The organism is Microbacterium sp. UMB0228, assembly GCF_002871415.1.
Taxonomy (GTDB): domain Bacteria; phylum Actinomycetota; class Actinomycetes; order Actinomycetales; family Microbacteriaceae; genus Microbacterium.
In genome coordinates this window covers 595,070-615,240 of sequence record NZ_PNFU01000002.1, presented here as the reverse complement: position 1 = coordinate 615,240, position 20,171 = coordinate 595,070, and the positions used below count along the sequence as shown (strand labels likewise).

The 20,171-nt window shown below is 68.9% G+C and carries 13 protein-coding genes; 4 read left to right on the top strand and 9 right to left on the bottom strand.

Annotated elements, in window-relative coordinates:
- Positions 1-53: 53 nt before the first annotated feature.
- Positions 54-5,429, bottom strand: coding sequence for a PKD domain-containing protein (locus tag CJ226_RS06970; protein ID WP_257996548.1), 5,376 nt, complete (start codon positions 5,427-5,429; stop codon positions 54-56).
- Between the two features lie 187 nt (positions 5,430-5,616).
- The gene (locus tag CJ226_RS06965) at positions 5,617-6,657 is read right to left on the bottom strand and encodes a glycosyltransferase family 4 protein (protein WP_029989670.1); all 1,041 of its coding nucleotides are present in this window, start codon (positions 6,655-6,657) and stop codon (positions 5,617-5,619) included.
- 53 nt (positions 6,658-6,710) lie between these two features.
- Between CJ226_RS06965 and CJ226_RS06960 the strand changes: the two genes are divergently transcribed.
- Positions 6,711-7,898 (top strand): DUF1972 domain-containing protein, encoded by a 1,188-nt coding sequence (locus tag CJ226_RS06960; RefSeq protein WP_249521785.1) that lies wholly within the window; start codon positions 6,711-6,713, stop codon positions 7,896-7,898.
- Here CJ226_RS06960 and CJ226_RS06955 read toward each other — a convergent pair.
- Positions 7,895-9,247, bottom strand: coding sequence for a lipopolysaccharide biosynthesis protein (locus CJ226_RS06955; protein ID WP_025104613.1), 1,353 nt, complete (start codon positions 9,245-9,247; stop codon positions 7,895-7,897). The genes CJ226_RS06960 and CJ226_RS06955 overlap by 4 nt on opposite strands.
- 6 nt (positions 9,248-9,253) lie before the next feature.
- Positions 9,254-10,639: a polysaccharide biosynthesis tyrosine autokinase gene (locus tag CJ226_RS06950; RefSeq protein WP_025104614.1), complete on the bottom strand. Its 1,386-nt coding sequence runs from the start codon at positions 10,637-10,639 to the stop codon at positions 9,254-9,256.
- A gap of 117 nt (positions 10,640-10,756) precedes the next feature.
- Between CJ226_RS06950 and CJ226_RS06945 the strand changes: the two genes are divergently transcribed.
- Positions 10,757-11,404 (top strand): hypothetical protein, encoded by a 648-nt coding sequence (locus tag CJ226_RS06945; RefSeq protein WP_180964552.1) that lies wholly within the window; start codon positions 10,757-10,759, stop codon positions 11,402-11,404.
- Between the two features lie 10 nt (positions 11,405-11,414).
- Here CJ226_RS06945 and CJ226_RS06940 read toward each other — a convergent pair whose 3' ends face one another.
- The 5 genes from CJ226_RS06940 to CJ226_RS06915 form a co-directional block, all read right to left on the bottom strand.
- The gene (locus CJ226_RS06940; RefSeq protein ID WP_025104616.1) at positions 11,415-12,563 is read right to left on the bottom strand and encodes a glycosyltransferase; all 1,149 of its coding nucleotides are present in this window, start codon (positions 12,561-12,563) and stop codon (positions 11,415-11,417) included.
- A 68-nt stretch (positions 12,564-12,631) separates the two neighbouring features.
- Positions 12,632-15,154, bottom strand: coding sequence for a right-handed parallel beta-helix repeat-containing protein (locus tag CJ226_RS18040; protein ID WP_025104617.1), 2,523 nt, complete (start codon positions 15,152-15,154; stop codon positions 12,632-12,634).
- A 163-nt stretch (positions 15,155-15,317) separates the two neighbouring features.
- Positions 15,318-16,664, bottom strand: coding sequence for a phenylacetate--CoA ligase family protein (locus tag CJ226_RS06925; RefSeq protein WP_102208731.1), 1,347 nt, complete (start codon positions 16,662-16,664; stop codon positions 15,318-15,320).
- A complete protein-coding gene (locus CJ226_RS06920; RefSeq protein ID WP_025104619.1) occupies positions 16,661-17,719 on the bottom strand; it encodes a hypothetical protein in 1,059 nt (352 codons plus the stop codon). Before CJ226_RS06920 ends, CJ226_RS06925 begins: the two co-directional genes overlap by 4 nt.
- On the bottom strand, positions 17,712-18,455 hold the full coding sequence (locus CJ226_RS06915; RefSeq protein WP_029989676.1) for a CDP-alcohol phosphatidyltransferase family protein: 744 nt from the start codon (positions 18,453-18,455) through the stop codon (positions 17,712-17,714). Before CJ226_RS06915 ends, CJ226_RS06920 begins: the two co-directional genes overlap by 8 nt.
- 92 nt (positions 18,456-18,547) lie before the next feature.
- Between CJ226_RS06915 and CJ226_RS06910 the strand changes: the two genes are divergently transcribed.
- Together CJ226_RS06910 and CJ226_RS06905 are read left to right on the top strand one after the other, a co-directional pair.
- Positions 18,548-19,474 (top strand): glycosyltransferase family 2 protein, encoded by a 927-nt coding sequence (locus CJ226_RS06910; RefSeq protein ID WP_025104621.1) that lies wholly within the window; start codon positions 18,548-18,550, stop codon positions 19,472-19,474.
- A gap of 51 nt (positions 19,475-19,525) precedes the next feature.
- Entirely contained in the window at positions 19,526-20,167 is a 642-nt protein-coding gene (locus CJ226_RS06905) for a hypothetical protein (protein WP_025104622.1), read from the top strand.
- Positions 20,168-20,171 lie beyond the last annotated feature (4 nt).

Here is a 20,171-nt window from a genome sequence, read left to right as displayed (position 1 = left end):
GAACGGATGAGGGGCGGGGCCATCCGGCCTCGCCCCTCATCCGTTGTCCGATGCTACTGCGGGACGACCACGGCGAACCGCTCGAAGGAGAGCCGCGTGGTGGTGTTCGTCGAGGCCGAGCTGACAGACGTCTTTATCCCGATGCCACCGGCGACCTGCATCGCCGCCACCGCGTCCGTGCCCGTGAGCTGCCAATCCGCAGGCTCGGTCTGCCCCTCGACCCAGACCTTGGCCGCCAGGCTGGTCGGGGCGGTACCACTGACCGCGAGGCGGGCGTGGAGCACCTGTCCGGGCGCATAGGAGCCCGGCAGAACGTAGCTGTTCCCGATCGCCGTCTCATTCCGGAGGAGGTACAGCCGGATGACGCCGGCGGGCTCCAGTCGCACGCGCGCCGAGTATGTCGATGCCCCAACGGTCCGGCCGAGCAGCGTGATGCTCGCGGTGCCGCCGGTCGAGGCGACATCCGACGAGAAGAGGGCATCGAGCACCGTGCTCGTACCGGTCACCGCCAGTCGCGCCTCCCGCGTCTGCGACGGCGCGAGGGACACGACGCCCTTTCCGCCTGCCGTGCTGAATGCGGCGTTTCCTCCCGACAGCGTCCACGCGCCACCGAGGTCGGCGCTGCCCCAGCCTCCCGTCGTCGCCCGGTCGAACTCATCCGTCGCGAGGGGAGTCGGCCCTGTGGGGTCCGGCGGCGTGACCGGCGCGGTCACAGTGACCGGCTTCGTGACTGAGTGCGTTCCGCCGTCGTCGTCGGTCACCGTCAGGGTGACGTCGTACGTCCCCGATGCCGCATACGTGTGCGATGCCGTGACTCCCGTCGCGGTACCGCCATCCCCGAACGTCCACGCGTAGGACGCGATCGTCCCATCCGCGTCGCTCGATCCGCCAGCGTCGACAGCTGCACTGAGTGCGGAGGTCGAGGAGACGAAGGATGCTGTCGGGATCTGGTTGGGCGCAGCGACCACGGCCCCGGTGACGACCTTGTAGTCGTCCACCGAGAAGACCGAGGAGACGGAGGAGACCGAGCTGATCGCCATCTTCACGCCGACCGCACCCGCTGTCTGCAGAGCGGCAGTGGAGTCCGTCCCCTGCAGCTGCGGGTTCGCCGGCTCCGTCGTCCCCGTTCGCCAGACCTTCAGCGCGAGCGTGGTCGGCGACGTTCCGCGTACCGTGAGCACAGCCGACAACTTCTCGCCCGCCACGTACGTACCGGGGATCACGACGCTGTTGCCGATCGCCGTCTCGTTGCGCAGCAGGTAGAGACGGATCGCGCCACTCGCCTCGATCTTCACGCGTCCCGAGTAGACGTCGTTGCCGACCTGACGACCGTTCACCGTGAGGTTGAAGGCTCCGCCGTTGGTCGCGTTGCTCGAGGCGATGGTCAACGAGGTAATCGTCGACGTGCTCGAGACCCCGGCGAGGCGAGCCTCTCGCGTGGCGGCAGGAGACAGGGAGATCCGTCCCACGCCATCCCCCGCCGAGAACGCCGCCGCCCCTCCGGACACCGTCCAGGCGCCGCCGACGTCGGCGGAGCCCCACGAGGACGACGCCGTGCGCTCGAACGCGTCTCGGGCGATGACCTCTTCCGTGGCCGCCGGCGCGACGGCGACGGATGCGGTCGCCTGATGCGTTGCGCCGTCGTCGTCCGTGACCGTCAGCGTGACCGTGTAGGTTCCCGCTGTCGTGTAGGTGTGCGTCGCCGTCGCTCCCGTCGCGGTGGTGCTGTCACCGAAATCCCACGCGTGCGACACGATGCTGCCGTCGGTGTCGGTGGAGCCGCTTCCGTCGGCGGAGATCGACATACCATCCGCGGCGCGCACCACGTTGGCCACAGCCTTGGGCGGCACGTTCTGAGCTTCGACAGCGATCGTCTTCGTCTCGGTCGATGAGGCACCGCGGTCATCGGTCACGGTGAGCGACACCGTGTAGGTTCCGGAAGCCGCATAGTCATGCGTCGCCGTGGCCCCTGTCGCCGAGGCACCGTCGCCGAAATTCCACGCGTACGCCGTGATCGTGCCGTCCGTATCCGCGCTCGCGGATGCGTCGACCGCCACGGAGAGGAATTCCACCTTCTCGGTGAACGCGGCGGTGGGAGGCACGTTCGGGTTCCGCGTCGTCACGTCATGAGCGACGGTGGACGCGAGCCCGCCGGCATCGGTCACCGTGAGGGTGACCGTGTAGGTGCCGGCCGTGTCGTACTCGTGCGTAGGCGCGACACCGGTTCCGGTGTGGCCGTCGCCGAAGTCCCACGCATAGCCGGCGATCGGACCCTCAGGGTCGCTCGAGGCGGAGGCGTCGAAAGCCACCGACCGGTCCGAGGTCGCCGCGGTGAACTGCGCCGTCGGCAGCTGGTTCAGCTCCCCGGTGTCGCCGAGCTGATAGTGCTGCAACACCTGGCTGACCGTCAGGGGCGCTGAGTAGACCGCCGCCTCATCGATCGTGCCGACCCAGAAGGGATCCCCTTCCCAGGTGGTGTCGCCGCCCACGCGCCAGTAGCCGTTGTAGTTGTCGGCACCCGCTTGCGCGTTCGAAGCGACCTCCACGCCATCCACGAACAACTGCATCCCTGCCGCCGACTGCTGCGCGACGACATGGTGCCACTGCCCGTCACGGTAGGTGCCCGGCGCCGTGAGGACGTATGACCCCCCGTTGTAGACGCCGAACTTCAGCTGTCCCGATCCGTTCATGTAGATGTGCCGGTCGTAGTTCGAACTGGGATTGGCATTGTTGGAGTTGCTGTTCCCGAAGCCGATCAGCTTGCCGCCGCCCGTCGAGGTGGTCTTGAACCAGGTCTCGATCGAATAGGTGTTCGGCGACGGGTACTGCCGCGCGCTCACCACCGTCTGGCGGTTGTTCCAGCTGGAGAACAGCTTCGAGGACGTGAACCGGATGGCCTGGTCCGCGACGCCGGACAGCGCTCCGGTCTGGCCTCGTTGGATCGTGGCCGACCCACTGGTCTGGTACGTCCCGGTGCTTCCGTCGCGGCCCGAGTCTTTCGCGACCGTCCCGCTGGTCTCGCCGAGGCGCCAGTACAGTGTCGGGTCGAGGTCGTACACGGCTTTGCCGTAGGCGTCTGCGGGCGCAGCGGGGAGCGACGACGTGCGCCCAGAAGCCACCCAGTGCGCATCCACCGCGTCACGGGTCAACGCACTGCCGTACACGGCCACGTCCGCGATGCGGGCGTTGAGGTAGTTCGACGACCCCGCGGACGGCCAGCCGCTCTGGGAGTCCCCGCCGATGCGCCAGTAGCCTGAATAGCTCTGACCGGTCGTCGTGTCGGAGCGCGAGCTCACCCGCACGCCGTCGACGTACAGCACCATGCCCGAGCTGTTCATCGTGCCGACCACGTGGTGCCACTTGCCGTCGTTGAGACCGGCCCCGCTGGTGAGCGTCCGCGCAGTCCCGGGGTACACGCCGAACGTGACCTGCCCCGAATTGCTCAGGTAGAGGTGCCGGTCGTAGCTTCCGGACAGCCCCTTGGCGTTGTTGCCGAAGCCGACGATCTTCCCGCCGCTCGTGCTGGTCGTCTGGAACCATGCCTCGATCGAGAACTCGTCAGGACCGACCTCGGAGACCGAACTGGCAGAGGTGCCGTCGGTGCCGTTGAAGGCCGTGGAGGCCGAGGTCTCACCGACGACCTGGCCCGCCTGGCCACGGGTCGTCCCTCCGGACAGCGTGAGGTCGTTCCCGGAGATCCAGTCGGTCGCGGACGAACCGGACGCCTCGTTCATGGGCCAGTAATACCTCGGCGAGGACGAGAGCACGGCTTCGTTGTACGTGTTCGAGGTCCCGGCGGCCGCGATCGTCACCGGCGTCCAGTCGGACGTCGTGGTGTTCCCGTTGGGGTCGGTCACCTTGACCCGGTACTCGTATGTCTGGCCGGCGGTCACCGCCGTGTCGGAGTACGTGAGCCGCGGTCGCACCCAGTAGGTGGAGTCGGCAGTGGTCGTGTGGATCGGCTGCGCGAGGTCACGACGGAAGACCTCGTAGGTCAAGCGGGCGTTGTCGGCGTCGTAGTTCGCGGACCAGGCGACGCGTGCCTGCCCCGCGCGGAAAGACTGAGCGCTGATCTGGTAGGCGCCGCCCTTGATGGTCGGACCGATCTTGTTCGGCGCCGTCCCGGGCTTCGCGAAGCGCACGAGTCCCTGTTGTGCGCTACCGCTCACGGCCGTGAACTCACCGCCGTAGACGAGGTAGTCGCCACCGCCCGTGACCGACCATGCGGCCTGATTCATGCCGGACACCGTGCCGGGCTGCCACGTCGGGTACCAGTGCAGCAGACGGGCCGCCGGGTTGCCGGTGAAGCTGCGGTACCCGTAGATGTCAGGAGTGATGGTGCGGTCCGACGGGTTCTTGTCGAACGCGAGCGAGAAGTTGAAGCTCCACGGGTCGAGCTGCGGGAACTCTCCGATGTTGCCGCAGTAATGCGAGTGCGCCGCCGTGTAGAGCACACCCCCGGTCGGGTACACCGAATAGGTGTCGCCGTGGCAATCCTCCATCCACACCATCGAGCCGTCGCTCCAGCGCGCGCGGAACGCGCCTTCGAAGTCGTCCTCCGTCTTCGATCCTCCGAAGTCGTACCCACTGCCGTAGACGCTGTCCCCGTCGGAGGCGAGCGAATAGATGGAGGCGCCGGTGCCGGCGTTGCGGATGACACTGTTGATCGCCCAGGGGAGGCTGGCTCCGCTGGAGGCGTCGAGCGCGGCCATGCCGCGACCCGGGTTGGTCGACCCGTTGGTGGACGTGAACGAGCCGGCGATGACCACCTTCGAGGCATCGGGGGACACCACGACGGAGCGGACGCCGTACCCGCCGGCGAGGACCGGGTTGAAGTCGAGCACGGCACCGGTCGACGCGCTCACGGCCGCGACGCCGGTACGTGCGGTGTTGTTGATGTTCGAGAACTCCCCCGTGACGTACACGGTCGTATCGGTGGCGACGATGCCCTGCACGATCGTGTTGGTACCGGGGGTCCAATTGCCGATCAGCTGGCCGGTGGCCGTGTCGAAGGCCGCCAGACGGTAGCGGTTCTGACCGTTGACGGCGGTGAAGCCGCCGCCGATGTACAGCCGCGAGCCGTCGGGCGACACCGCCGCGGCGAGGATGCGGCCGTTGACCTGGGGGGCGAAGGATGCGTCGAGCACACCGGTTGCGAGATCGTAGGCGAGGAGGTTGGATCGCGGCGTCTCGTTGGTGCCGGCCGGCGCTCCCGCCGGGCGCGCGCTCGTGAACTGCCCGCCCGCGTACACCTTGGTGCCGCCCACCGCCTGAGCCCAGACGATGCCGTTGATCTGCGTCGTCGGCAGCGGGTCAGCGCTCACCGTCGCCGGCAGAGCGGGATCGGTCGGCACTGTATCCGCCTGCGCGGCCGGTGCGGTGATGGTCGCGCCGAGGAGCGCGGTCACCACGACGGCGACGACTCCCATCGCGAGACGACGGAATGGACGTGCGCGCGATTCTTCGTCGCGTTCGATTGCCTCGAGTCGCTGGACTCGCATGGCGCCTCCCCACAGGCACATGCCGAAATATCGGCGGATGATGGATCCCCTCGCGTCCCCCAAAGACGCATCCGCCGTCAGAATAGCGCAGCACTCGCCGCAGCGCTACCCGACCTCAGGACCCGATGGCCGTGCGATCCGCGGTGGGCACCAGGATCTCCGCGAGATGGGCGCACATGATCGCCGTAGTGAACGACGACTCGACCGCCGCGCGGCCGGCGAGCCCCATCCGTGCCGCCTCCGCCGGGTTCGAGAGGAGGGACAGGAGCCGATCGGCCAGCGCCTCGGCGTCTCCCACCGGAGCGAGGTGGCCCGTCACTCCCTCCTCGACGTACTGCGACATCCCCGGCGTGTCCGTGTTCACGACCGGTCGTGCGGTCGCGAGTGCCTCCAGAGTCACCGTCATCCCCGACACGTGAAGATTCGGTCGGGTTGCCGTCGCCACCACTGTCGCTGTCGCGTACAGGTCCCGGAGATCGCGATGGCTCATGCGCTCGACGACACGGACGCCGTCCGGCGCGCCGGTCGCCGATGTCTGCACGACGGCCTCCACGTCGGGCCGCTGCGCCCGGACGATCTCCAGCGCTCGGAAGAGCGTCTGCGGATCACGATCCCTGTCGTTGCCGATGCTCACGATGCGCGGCCGCTCCGGGTAGGGCCGCGGCGGGAAGAAGTCGGCGTCCACTCCGAACGGAACGGCGGTGATGCGTGGCCCTCCGGCCCCGATCACTGCCCGGAGCGGTTCGACCTGTCCCCGGCTCAGCACCCACAGATCGTCCGCGCTCTGCAGCACCTCGATCAGACGCTGCGGAACGTGGCCCCGCTCCACCATGTCGGTCAGCCAGATGACGCCTGACGCGAAGCTCCGCCGAGGACGCCGCACCTGCATCCGAAAGGCGGCGTTCTCGTCCCAGGTGAAGGCGCGGCCGTCGACCGGGCGCGGGCCGAGGCCGACGCGGCTCCGCATTCGCGCCACCCGTCCGGGCGCCGGCAGGTCGAGCACGTCGACGGGCGCGAACGCGCGCAGGCCGTCCAAGCCGTACTGCCAGGCGCTCGGCACCTCACCTGCCGCGTGACGGCGCTCCCACGCGCTCACCGACTGTTCGGCAGGAAAGCCCCAGGCGAGGGATGAGTCCGAGGAAGGTTCTGACGACACCGCCCCAGATTAGCCCCCGCACTCGGCGATCAAGGCTCGGGCATACTGTTCCGATGCACTCCGCCGCGACGTCCCCCTCTCCCTCGCTCCGCATCGCGCTGATCGGCACGCGCGGAATCCCCGCCGCATACGGAGGATTCGAGACGGCCGTCGAAGAGGTCGGGCGGCGGCTCGTCGCCCGGGGACACCGTGTGCTGGTGTACGGGCGGGATGCCGGCACCGCGGGCGACGTACACCTGGGCATGCGGAGGGTGACCCTGCCGGCGGTACGGCACAAAGCGCTCGAGACGCTCAGCCACACCGCGCTGTCGACCGCGCACGCGGTCACCAGGGCCCGTCCCGACGCAGCTTTCGTCTTCAACGCCGCCAACTCGCCGTTCCTCCCGTTGCTGCGCGCCCGGGGCATCCCCGTCGCGCTCCACATGGACGGACTCGAGTGGCGACGCTCGAAGTGGGGGCCCCGTGGAAAGGCCTACTATCGCTGGGCCGAGTCGTTCGGCGTGCGGACGGCCGATGCGATCATCGCCGACGCTCCCGGAATCGCCGAATACTACGATCACCAGTTCGGCGTGGCCAGCGAGATGATCCGCTACGGCGCCCCTCTCCTCGACGACGCACCGGTGGCCGGCATCCGCGCGCTCGGCCTCGAGCCCGGCGAGTACCACCTCGTGGTCGCGCGGTTCGAACCCGAGAACCATGTCCGTGAGATCGTCGAGGGGTACGCCGCGTCTGCGGCCGGGAAGCCCCTCGTGGTCGTGGGCTCCGCCCCCTATGCCGCCGACTACACCGCGGCCATCGACGACCTCGCGGCCGCGGACGACCGAATCCGCCTCCTCGGCGCGGTGTACGACCAAGACCTTCTCGACGCGCTCTACCACCACGCCTTCACCTACCTCCACGGTCATTCCGTCGGGGGGACGAACCCGTCGCTCCTGCGCGCCATGGGAGCCGGCACGGCCGTGATCGCGTACGACGTCGTCTTCAACCGTGAGGTCCTCGACGGCCATGGTTGGTACTTCTCGGACCCGGCCCAGGCGGCCACCGCGATCACCGCCGCCGAGGCCGACGCGGACGGCGTGGCCAGAGCCGGAGCTGCCGCCCGGACCCGCGCCGCCGATGATTTCACGTGGGACGCCGTCGCCGAAGCCTACGAGGATCTGGCGCTGCGGATCGCGCGCGGGGAGTCGTTCCACGACTCGGCGAGGCGCGCGCATCGCCGAGCCGAGGAGTGGACCGGCTAACCCGGCTGGCCTGCGGAGGCCGGATCGTCTTCGGCCGCCGGATCGTGGGCGCGGTCGGAAGCGAGCAGGCGCCCACGGTGGCGGTGGATGTAGATGGCGTACGGGATGAGCTGGCAGACGGTCAGCGCGAACGCTACGCCGAGCAGCGGCCCGATGATGCCCAGCAGCGGTGTCAGCACGACCGACAGCACGATGCTCAGCGCCGCCATCGCCAACGTCGGAACGACCTGGAAGCGGATACCCGGTTTGTCCATGATGAACATGCCCAGGGGATAGACGGCGGCCGTCAGCATGATCATGGCGCCAAACGCGAGGATCGTCGAGGGGCGGACCTCCAATTCGCCGCGCGTGATGAAGTCGAACAGCCAGGGACCGATCACCCAGACGAGCGCCGTAGCCATGGCCACAGCACCGCCGAAGAGGAGGGACAGCAGATACGGCCCGCGCGTGAGCTCGCCGCGGTGCCGCCGCCGCGCGAACTGTGGCCAGAGCGCCACCCCTGCGGCCATGACCAACCCGTTGAGCGCGAAGAACACCTGGCCTGCGACACCGTACTCCGCGACGTCGGTCGGCGTGCCGTACTGGGCGAGCACGTACCGCTGCGAGCCGACGGCGATGGGATACGTGACCATCTGCGCCAGCATCGGCCACCCCACGTCCATCACCCGCACGCCGGGCACACGCCGCCATCGGAACAGGACGCGGAGGGCGTCGGGGATGAGAGGCGCGGTCGAACGCGTCACCAGGGTGAACCCGATGACGGCGGTGATCAGGGAGGCGCCGTACGAGGCGAGTGCGAGGAAGGAGTCGAAGGCCCGGCCTCCGACGGTGAGCAGGAGCCAGACGCCGCCGAGCGTGAGGGGGGAGATGAGGCCTTGCACGAGGATGACGAGGTGGTTGCGGCGCTGTCCCAGCAGGATCCGGAACCACACGCCGAGGGTCACCGTGAGGCTGAACAGCGTGATGCACAGGAAGGCGGCGAGGGGAGCCCCGGGGATGGCTCCCGCATCCCCGAACAGCACGCGCCATCCCCCGCTGACGAGCAGCACGGTGTTGATGATCATGAGGCCGGAGGCGAAGAGCAGCAGGATCCGTCCGACCGACGTCACCTGAAGGCGCAGCTTGCGGTCCGTGCGGACGTCTTCGCTGGTCGCCACCGCATTGACCAGCACCGCACCACTGCCGAGGTCCGTGAACGTCAGCAGCGATGGAATCGTGATGAGCAGTGTATAGAGCGCGTAGTGCTCGACGTCGGTCTCGCCCAGGATCATCCTGGTGGTGATCACACCGCAGACGAGGGAGACGACCATGGTGGCCGCGCGGGCGCCGAGCGCCAGGAGCGAGTTCACGGGGCCTCAGCCTCGGGCGCCGCGGCGGCTCAGCCGAGGACGCAGCCCGCGAGGGCGCTCGTCCGTATAGTACGGGCTCTTCGCCGCGCCGCGGATGCCGTTGAGGACGATGCCGAGGACCGGCGTCCGCGTGGACTCGAGCGACGAGAGCGCACGCGCGAGCTCGGTCCCCTTCGTGCGATGGGCGCGAACGACGAACAGGGTGCCGTCGGCCGTGGTCGAGAGCCAGAGAGCGTCACTCACGGAGAGAACCGGCGCGGTGTCGATGATGACGTAGTCGTACTTCTCCCGCGCGTCGTCGACGACCTTGTGCAGCTCTCCACTGGACAGCAGCTGCCCCGGGTTCGGAGGCTGCGCACCGGCCGTGAGGATGTCCAGCCCGGGGCGACCCCACTGCTGCACCGCATCATCCAGCTCGACGTCACCGATCAACACCGTGGTGAGACCCACCGCCCCTTCGAGCTGGGTGTAGCGCGCGGTACTGGGGCGCCGCAGGTCCGCCTCGATGAAGAGGACCGTCCGTCCCCCCTCGGCGAGCGTCAGCGCGAGCCCCAGACCGACGGAAGACTTGCCCTCCTGTGCCGAACACGAGGTCACCAGGATCACCCGTCGGCTCTTGTCGACGTCGACGAATCGCAGGCTCGCGGAGACCTGCCGCATCGCCTCCGCGATGCGTCCGTCGGGCTGCGAGCGAATGACCCGGGCGAGCGTCTGATTGTCCGCGGCCTCGGGGATCTCCCCGAGAACCGCGACGTCGGTGATCTCGCCGAGCGAGCTCGCGCTCACGATACGGGTCGCGAACCGTCGGCGCAGCACGGCGTACACGACACCAAGGAGGAGGCCGCCTGCCGCGCCGAGAGCGACATTGTTGCGGGTGTTGGGCGAGATGGGCACTGTCGGCGTCCGGGCGGGCGAGATGGTCTCGATCCGCACGGCGGGCTTCTCGTCAGCCCCCAGTGGGGAGATGTCCCGAACCGCGACAGCGAGCTCGCTCGCGATGGCGTTCGCGGTCTCCTGCGCGGTCTCGCCGTCGGCGTCGGTGACGCCGATCTCGATGACGACCGTGTTGAGCGGCACGTTGACGTCGACGCGGCGGGCGAGCCGGTTGGGCGTCTCGTTGAGGCCGACCTCCTCGATGACCGGACCGAGCACGGTGGGCGAGACCACGAGGAGCGTGTATGTCTGGACGAGACTCTGGACGTAGTTGGAGCCCTGCAGCAGTTCGCTGGTGCTCTCGCCGCGAGTCGGGATCACCATCACCTGGGCTTCCGCCCGGTACTCCGGGTCGACGAGCTGAGAGTACCCGTATGCCGCTCCGCCCCCCAGGAGCGTGAGCACGATGATCACCACCCAGTGACCCCTCAGCGCCTGGAAGTAATCCTGCAGTGTCATGTGTTCCCGTCCCCCTCGGCACGACGCCGTGCGATCTGTGCGCCGGTTCGCAGCACCTCATTATCGCCTATGTTGGAAAGCGGGTCGGCGGTTCCGACTCGGCACCGAGGGGAACACGTGGCACACAGGCTCATCTTCGTCTGCGAGGCGAACATCTGTCGGTCGCCCCTGATGGCACAGGTCCTTCGTGCCAGCGCTGAGGAACAGCTCTGGGACATCACCAGCGCCGGGATCCGCGTGGGCCCCGGGGACCGGCCGATGTGTGAGGCGGCGGTCGAGGTGGCGCGCGCGGTGGGCGCGGGTGCCGGCGCCGACGACCATCGCTCCTCCGCCGTCGACGCCGACCGGATCCGCACCGCCGATCTCATCCTCACGGCAAGCCGAGCGGAACGCTCTTTCATCTCTCAGCTGGTCCCGCAGGCGCGGTCCAAGGCGTTCACCCTGCGCGAGGCCCTCCATCTGGGTGCCGCGGTCTTCGGCGAGGAGAATGCGAGCGCCCTTCTGGATGACGGGCGCGCAGCGGACGGCCTCGCCGCATACGCGGCGGCCTTGCACGGGCGACGCGGGTTCGTCGCCCCACCGAAAGCCCGAAGGACCCTCCTCGGTCGTCGGCGCTCGAACCCGTTCGACATCCCGGACGCCCACCACGACGCCGCGCGGGCGCACCGGGCGATGCTGGAGCGCACCGCCCTGGAGGCATCGGCGCTCTACCGACAGGTCTCGGCGTTCCTCGTGCCGCCCACCCCGGATCTCCTCTCCCGCTGAAGGCGGACGGTCAGCGCGGCGCGACCGAGGTCAGGAACTCCGCCGTGGTCCGGCGGTAGGTCGCCGGAGCAAACCTGTGCAGCGCCGACGCGCGGGCGGAGAGCGCGTCGGCCCGCCGCTCCTCCCAGCCGTCCACCACGGACCGCAGTGCCGCGGCGAGCTCCTGGGATTCCCCCGGCGTCGTGAAGGCGACGCTCTGATAGCTGCCGACCGCCTCGCGAAGCCCGGGGATGTCCGATGCGACCACCGGCCGAGCGGCGAGCACGCCCTCGACGGCGGTGTTGCCGAAGGACTCGTCCTGCCGGGAAGGCACGACGAGCACATCGATGCCGGCGAGGAACGGCCAGACGTCGGACTGGAATCCGAGGAACGTCACGCGATCGCCGACGCCGAGCGCCTCCGCACGCTCGCGCAGCTCCCGCTCGTATCCCGCGTTCTCCACGAAGGCGGCACCCACCAGATGGAGATCGGCGTCGACGCCGGCGACGGCGAGCTCGGCCAAGGCCTCGACGGCGAGGTCGGGGCCCTTCCGGTGCGAGAGCCGACCGACGTAACCGATACGGAGGCGGTCCACGTACGGCCGCGGCTCGTCGACCTCGGAGGGGGCGGCCACACCGTTGGGGATAACCGCTGCGCGCCGAGCGAGGGCAGGAAGCGCCGCTTGAACGGTCTGCAACGTGAAGCGGCTGTTCGCGACGACCCGATGCGCCGCGAGATGCGGTGCGTAGAGTGCGAGGTTCACCCAGCGGGACGCGGAGGCCTCCGCCTCGTGGACATGGGTGACGGTCGGTATACGGCTCAGTCGACCCACGAGGGGCCAGGTGGGCAGGACGATGGTGCTCACGTAGATGCTCCGGGGACGCAGCCGCCGGACGATCGCGATGGAGGCAGCGAATCCCTGAACCGCGTCCCGCGCGGACCGCAGCCAGTTCCGGGGCCGCAGGTTCGACTTGCGCAGCACGAACATCGGGGGAAGGAGCACCTGCGCGCCGAGTGCCTGCAGTTCGTCCACGAGAGGGCCACGTCGCGGCAACACGACGACGACCGGCTCCCCTCGCTCCCGCAGCGCTGTCGCGGTCTCGAGGAGCATACGATCGGAGCCGAACAGCTCCCATCCCGGGTGCACGAGGAGATGCGGGGCACGAGAGTCGTGGGTCACACCTCCATTGTGCCCGGACGGAGCCGGGACGCGACCCGGTCCGCCCCGGAGGGCGGACCGGGAGATGCTCACCGGCCGCTGCCGAGCATCACTGTGCCCGTCGCGATGCCCAGCAGACTCGCGACCGCTGACGGGAGCGGCCGGGCGATGGCGGTGTTCGCGGCGATGTCGTCCCTCATGTCCGCGAAGGGTTGGGCAACGGCCGTCTGCGCGTTGCGCCAACCGGGGTTCTTCGCCGCGGCGAGCTGCGCGGGCGTCGAGAACGTCTCGTAGACGTCGCCAGACCCTCCCCAGGTGACCATCGACGGGCCACGAGTGGAGCTGCTGAACAGGTTGCCGTCGATCGTGACATTCCACGTGTTCACCGCGCGCCCCGTCGCCGTGTCGTGGGCGAAGATAGCGCGGGGTCCGCCCGCACCGAACACGTTGTTGCGGATGGTGATGTTGCGCGTGATCCACGTCACGGTCGGATCCACTCCGTCGACACGCGGGTCGCGGCCCACACGATGGGTGGCCTGGCGTCGTTCGTCCTGCATGAGATTGAGATCGTGGCGCGCATTGTTCCCGAGGTCGTTGTTCGTGATCAGTACGTTCTCGGTGTCGAAGATGCGAATCCCTTCGCGGTTGTCGAACGCCTGACTCCGCGCGATGGTGACCTGGGACGACAGTTCCGCGTGGATCCCGATCTCGGTGTTCCCGTTCGACGTCACGTCGAGGATCTTGACGTCGTAGCACGACTCGTCGAACCAGGTCCCGCTGCCCACGTTGCGGCTCGTGTCGACGTTGCTCATCACGATGCCGCGGGTGCGAGTGACCTTGACCCCGCCGGCGACGGGCGAGCCGTTGAACCGCTCGGTGTTGTTGTCGGTGATGAGAGAGTCCGTGAAGGTCGTGCCGTACGCCGTGGTTATAGACATCCCGAGCAGCCCGTTCCTGCGGACGGTCAGATCGTCGATCTTCGCCCGGTCGTTACCCACGAACAGCCCGATCGTCGCGTTGTCCTCGATGACGAGGTCGCGTACCGTGACGCCGACGTTGTGCATACGGACGGTGCCGAGCACGTCGTAGGAGGTTGCGTAGCGCCGGACACCGAAACCCTGCAGCACGGAATTCGCCGACTGTACGTTGAGCGCCTGTCCGAGGTCGCTCGCCCGCACCTCCTTACCGGAAGGGTCGGTCCCGAGGATCAACCGGTCGCGCGCGTCGTCGACGGCGAACGTCCCGGCAACGACCTCAGCGGCCGTGGCGACCTGACGCTGCGGGACACCGTCGATGTAGAGCTGGTCCGGGTGGTTCGCCATCGGGTACGCCGGGTCGACGAACCATCCGGCATTGCCGTTGAGCATGTCGTCGTCGAATTCCGCCGTCCATCCGGCACTGACCCATGCCGACCCCGACTTCGTCCAGTTCGCGACCCGTGTCGAGCCGTCGAACCAGACGGCCTCTCCCGGGTAGGCCTGGATGGTCAACGTCTTGCTGTACGGGACGTCGACGGACTGATGATAGACGCCAGCCCGAAGGACGACCGTGGATCCGGGGCGGGCGGCGTTCACGGCGGCTTGAACGGAACGGTACGGTGCGACCATTGTGCCTGTGGGGCTCTCCGCGGTGCTCCGCGCATCGACGAACAAGGCACCGGCGGGCACCGCGTACTGGGCGGTGCCGACAGGAGCCGCACCGCGTTCGGGGGTCCCGGGCTGCGGCTCGGGCTGCGGCTCCGGTTCCGGCTGCGGTTCCGGCTCCGGCTGCGGTTCCGGCTCCGGTTCGGGCTGCGGCTCCGGCTGCGGCTGCGGTTCGGGCTGCTCGGCACTCAAGGGCGCGTCGGCGACCGTGGCATCCAGCGAGTCGATCCGCAGGTCGACCGGCGCGGTCGCGCTGCTCGATGCATAGGCCCAGACGGCGAAGCCTCCCGCGCCGGAAAGCCGGGCGGCGGAGGAGTCGGTTGTCCGGAGCTGGGGCGCCCCAGGTGAGGAGCCGACCGGCGTGAGGCGCGCTTCGAAGTCGACGGCGTCGGCCCCGGTGACCGTGGCGTCGAACGTGACCCATCCGTCGCCGAGAACGCTCAAGGGAACGGCCACGCTTTTCAGCTCCGTCTCCATACCTCCCCGGGTCCGGATGACGGAGAGCTGCGCCTGCCCCTCGGCGTCGGTCAGCAGTCGGACTCGGTAGGCGGAGCCGTCGGCCTGGACGCGCGTCGTGTAGGCGTAGTAGCCCCGACCACCTGTTGCTTCGAGGCGGAGATCCGCCGAGACGCGGACGTCTCGCGCCCGGACGGCCTGCGGGGTGAGATAGGCGGACTCTCCGGGGTCGAGGGTGAGGGCCGCCGCGCCATCGGCCACACTGGCCACCTCGGCGCGGGACGACCACGACGAGTAGGCGAGGCCGTTGTCGGAAGCCCCCCATCCGGACGGTGCCGCGCGATCGAAGTCATCGCGCAGCAGCACGTCGGCGGAATCGCTGTCGGCGGCCGCCGCGGGGGAAGCACCGAAGAGGCCGGCCACGATCGTCGTGGCCGCGACGACCGACGCCAGGGCGGCCGAGGTTCGTGAAGGGGAGGGTCGGGTGAGGGTCGAGCGACGTCGCGAACGCAACTGAGTCTCCTAGGGGTCTAACCCGCGTACACCGCGCCCCTCCAACCAGCCCCCTCCGGGCGAGATGGTGTGCAGTATCGGTACGCACCGCCTACCCGGACGGGCGACGGCCACGGCACAGTTTACACACGCTCGGACGACGATCGTTGTGTAACCGAGATATTCACGACGGATCCCCGGACAGATCGGTGCCGACCGAACTGCGGATGAAGCGCATCTTCCCGCCGACCTGAGGAATGTGGTCGACGCGCTCGACACGAACGGGGACGAGGCCTCTGGTCGCATGACGCAGCTTCGCCTCCGCGCCGTCGATGCCGGCCTGTACGTCCTGCCCGTCCGCGGGTATGCACCGCAGCGTCACCGCGTAATCCGAGTCCTGGACGATCTCGAACTGACGGATGGACAGGGGCGCGTCGTCGAAGATGTGTCCGAGAGCGCCCGCGATCGTGGTCCCATCCGGCAGGCGCACGGCATCGGAGGAGCGGCCCGAGATCGCGCCCAGGCGAGGAAGCCCCCGCCCGCACGCGCACACCCCTGGTCGATAGCTGCTGATGTCGCCGAGACGATATCGGACGATCGGGAAGACCCGGTTCGTCAGATCCGAGACGATGACCTCTCCTTCCCGTCCCTCGGGCAGGACCCGATCCGCCTCATCGACGATCTCGATGCGTCGCACGTCGGAGAAGACGTGGAGTCCGCTCTGCTCGGCGCACTCACCCGCCATCCAGGGGATCTCGGCCGAGCGGTAGTGGTCGTAGCACGGCGCGCCGAAGGCGTCCTCGATCTCCGCCCTCGTACCAGGGGACAGCGGAGCAGCCGTCACGGCCACGGCCGCCGGCGGAACGACCCGGAGCCCCAGTCGACGCATCCGTCGGACCGTGTCCAGGACGCCGCCGCCATAGCCGATCAGGAAACGGGGCTCCACCCGGTTCCAGCGCTCCACGAACGCTCGCACCGCATCGTCCGTGATCTGGAAGGCGTCGAGCTGCACCCGTCGCGAGGGGAGCCACCCGAGGTCGTGGCGCAGGCGGGCCGCCCCGGTGAGCACGTGGCGCGTCACGATCGCCCGGTCATCCCAGGGTTTCACCCCCCACCAGTCGAACAGGCGCCACTCGAGTGCGCGGGCAGGAAAACGGAGGTCTCGCAGCAGGTGCAGCGGCAGACCCGTACTCCCACCCGTCTTCGAGACGACGCTGGTGCGCGCATCGGCTTCATCCGTGCGAATGCTCTCGAAGTTCTCGCGGAGCATCGTCTTGTCGACGATGGGCAGCGAGGAGAACGACGCGGGGTCGCGCAGATCCTCGGCGGAGAAGCCGTGCGCGGAATACAGCTCGCGGTAGAACGCGCTGTGCTCGAACGCGAAGCGCGCGTGCGCGGCGGACCTCTGGGCGCTCAGCTCGATGGCCTCCTCCGGAGGCAGAGCATCCACGACGAGGAAGTCCCGATAAGCGGCCGTGCTGCTCCGTCCGCCCGCCGCAGTCTTGAGACGGAAAGCCGCTTCTCGCATCATGTCTCCTCCTTCGTGCGGCCACGGGGACGGACGCGGGAGTGCCGAGCTCGAAGCGCCGAACGGTACGCGTGTGCGTGGGCAGCGCCGGCGTCGTCCCACTCGCGCCGAGACAGGTCCGGTCTCTCCGTGGTGATCTGCCGCACCGCGGCCAGGGCGGCACGCAGCCGCTCACCATCCAGCTCGCCGTCGTACATCTGCACCCACTCCGGCCCCACCTCGGCGGCGAGCGCCTCATTGGGCGCATTGCGCGGCACGAGGACTGGCCGATCGAGCGACAGCGCTGCGAGCACGCTCCCAGAGTTGTGCATGAATCGATAGGCCAGCACGACCAGCTCGGAACCCGTGACGAGCTCGACCAGCTCGGCGTCGCTCAGAAACTCCAGACGGAGCGTGACCTGCGGCAGGTCCGCCACACGCTCGCGCAGATCGTCGGCCAGGTCCGCGCTCGACGCCTTCCCGCCGATGACGACACTCATCTCGGGATCGACGGCGACGGCAGCGGCGTAGGCATCGACGAAGCCGGACACTCCCTTGTACCGTCGGACCCCTCCGAACGTTCCCATTCGTCCGCGGATCCGCTCCGCTCGCGGCTGCGGCCGGTACCAATCCCGGTAATGGCCGTGCAGGATGAGCGACTGCGCCGTTCCGGCAGGGAGCGGAGTCGTCTCGTTCAACACGATGCGGTGATCGGCCTGGCGGTCGATCCGTCGCAGCAGCCACAGCCGGGCGGCGTTGTCGTCCGGCAGTTCCAAGTTGTGCACCGTGCGCACGACCGCGATCCGCCGTGACAGGGAATGCCGTAACGAGAGCAGCGCCGTCAGGACGTATTTGCCGACGGAAGAGACGGCCGATCCCCCGTGGAGTTTCACCTCAGGCCAGTGCCAGTGGAACACGTCGTATCGACCGAGAAGGGCCTCGCGCCAGGAGAACCGGAGATGCTCGATGCCTGGCGTCGCAGTGAGCGCCTCATCCAGCATGGTGATGTAGGGATTCGTGGTGACCCGAGGCGCACCGAAGGACTGCATGACGCGGATCGGACGCTGGCCCTCAGACATGGATCGCCAACCCTCGGATCGACCGGTACCAACGCATCGCGGCGAGAAGAAGCATGAGCACGTTGATCACGGCCAGCGCGGTATAGAGGACGACGAAGACCGGCTGCCACCACAGCACCGCGAACACCAGGCAGAGGAAGCCGTAGTCCGTCGGGATGACCGCCAAGGAGTACAACCCACCGGACCGCCAAGCCTCCCGAGGCGTCTCAGCGGGCGCTTGAGGGTGCCGCAGACGGTGCACGCGGCGGAGGAAGTCGGCGGCGATGATCCCGAAGAAGAACACGTTGGCCGAAGCCGCGAACACCAGCGGGACGAGCAGCCAGCCGTCCGGAAGGTCGAAGAACCGGAACCAGCAGACGAGCACCGCGAGATGGATGGTCGCGAGCTTGATCGCATCGAAGAAGTGGTCGAGCCACTCTCCCGCCAACGATCCGGAGCCTGTCAGCCGCGCGAGCTGGCCATCGGCGGAGTCGAGCGCGTAACCGAGGACGAGCAGGACGGATACGAGGATCGAAGACCAGATCTCGGGCGGCAAGGTGGCGATCAGGGCGACACCGGTCAGGGTGAACGCCGCGCTGACCAGTGTGACCTGCGTGGGGGTCATCCCCATCACGTACGCGAGCGCGGCCATCGGCCGACCGAGTGGTCGGTTGATGTAGCGGGAATAGGCCGCCGCCCCTTTGGACGACTTCTGCGCCTGCTGCAGGCGTCCCATCGCCGCTCGGATCTCTGACACGACAACTCCCCCAGGCGACGTCGAATGTAGCCTTCACTATATCCACAGGCTGCGCCCGGCTGATCTTCGCGTGCGGCCAGAGAGGAGCATGGATGAGCGCGCGGGTCCTCGCGGTGGTCGTCGTCAATTACGGCGCCGCCCGACTGCTCGAGTCGAACCTCGTCTCCACGGCCTCCGATGTTCCGGAGGCCCGGATCGTCGTCGTCGACAATCTGTCCACGCCGACGGAGCGGGAGACCGTGTCGGCGCTCTGCGCCGCGCGGGGCTGGGACCTCGTCCCGATGGCGACGAACGCCGGCTTCGGCGGCGGGGTGAACGCCGGCGCCGCGCACGCGTTCGACGTGCTCGGTGCCACCGACCTCCTGCTCCTCAACCCGGACGCCCGTATCGACGGCGGTTCCGTCGCCGCTCTGCTGGATGCCACGGCGGACGACCTGACCCTCGCCTCTCCCCGCGTGGTCGACGCGGACGGTCGCGTGTGGTTCGCCGGGATGGACGTCTATCTGGACGACGGTGCGATGGGCGGCCCGCGGAGGCGGCGGGAGCAACCCTCGGCACGGCGGCTGCCGTGGATCAGCGGCGCGTGCATGCTCATCCCGCGATCCGTGTGGGAACTGACGGGAGGCTTCCACGAGGAGTACTTCCTCTACTGGGAGGACGTCGACATCTCCGTGCGCGCCGCACGCGCGGGTGCGCGGCTGGTGGTGGTCGACGACGCGACGGCCATCCATGACGAAGGCAGCACTCATCGCGGTCGCGGGCAGCGAGCCGAGGCGAAATCCGAGCTCTACTACTACTACAACATCCGGAACCGCCTGCTCTTCGCGGCGCTGCATCTCGACGACGATGACGTCGCGGCATGGGAACGGTCGGCTCCGCGCAACGCCTGGCAGGTGCTGCTCCGGGGCGGCCGGCGACAGTTCCTCCGCCCCCTTCCGCCGCTGCGCGCAGCATGGCGCGGGGTCAGGGATGGAAGACGATTCCTGTCCCGGCACCGCTCGACAGGGGCGCCAGTCTAAACTCGGAGCACCGTCTCTCGCACCGCGAGGACACCGGGGAGTGGGGATCACATGAAGGACGTGCACGAGGACAACGCACCGGGACGCCGACGCGTCTGGCTTCCCCTGACGATCCTGGTCGTGGTGGTCGGTCTCGCCGTGGCCGCCGCGTTCCTCGTTCCCCCGATGCTGACTCCCGCCGGGCAGCCGGAACCGACGAGCACGCCGACCGTCCCGCCCCGTGACATCGTGTCCACCGACGCGCCGCGCCCGACGGAGACGCCGCGGCCCGCTCCGTCGGAGAGCGGCCTCCCGTTCGCCGAGCTCACGCCGGTGGAGCCCAACGCCACGATCGTCGCGGAGGGTGCGGACATCCTCCTCGCCCGCGTGGAAGCCGTGCAGGGCGAGGCGGCACTCGCCGGGGAGACTTCGGGTCCTGCCGTGCGCGCCACTGTCAGGATCGTCAACACCGGCTCCGAACCGCTCGACCTCGACTACGTCGCTGTGAACGCGTATTCCGGCGCCGACCGGGCACCCGCCGGCACGCTGACCCGGCCCGGTGGCGTGCCGTTCGAGGGGATGCTCTCCCCCGGAGACGCCGCGGAGGGCGTCTATCTGTTCACCATTCCGGAGGAGGACCGTGAGGACGTCACCCTCACGGTCGACTACCTCTTCGGCGCGGAGGTCGGTGTCTTCCGCGGCGACCTCCGCTGATCGG

Bases quoted from the DNA above. Each gene is read 5' to 3' on its own strand.
- CJ226_RS06970 (WP_257996548.1), bottom strand. From the start codon at position 5,429: ATGGGAGTCGTCGCCGTCGTGGTGACCGCGCTCCTCGGCGCGACCATC.
- CJ226_RS06960 (WP_249521785.1), top strand. From the start codon at position 6,711: ATGCACTCCGCCGCGACGTCCCCCTCTCCCTCGCTCCGCATCGCGCTG.
- CJ226_RS06950 (WP_025104614.1), bottom strand. From the start codon at position 10,639: ATGACACTGCAGGATTACTTCCAGGCGCTGAGGGGTCACTGGGTGGTG.
- CJ226_RS06925 (WP_102208731.1), bottom strand. From the start codon at position 16,664: ATGATGCGAGAAGCGGCTTTCCGTCTCAAGACTGCGGCGGGCGGACGG.
- CJ226_RS06920 (WP_025104619.1), bottom strand. From the start codon at position 17,719: ATGTCTGAGGGCCAGCGTCCGATCCGCGTCATGCAGTCCTTCGGTGCG.
- CJ226_RS06910 (WP_025104621.1), top strand. From the start codon at position 18,548: ATGAGCGCGCGGGTCCTCGCGGTGGTCGTCGTCAATTACGGCGCCGCC.
- CJ226_RS06905 (WP_025104622.1), top strand. From the start codon at position 19,526: ATGAAGGACGTGCACGAGGACAACGCACCGGGACGCCGACGCGTCTGG.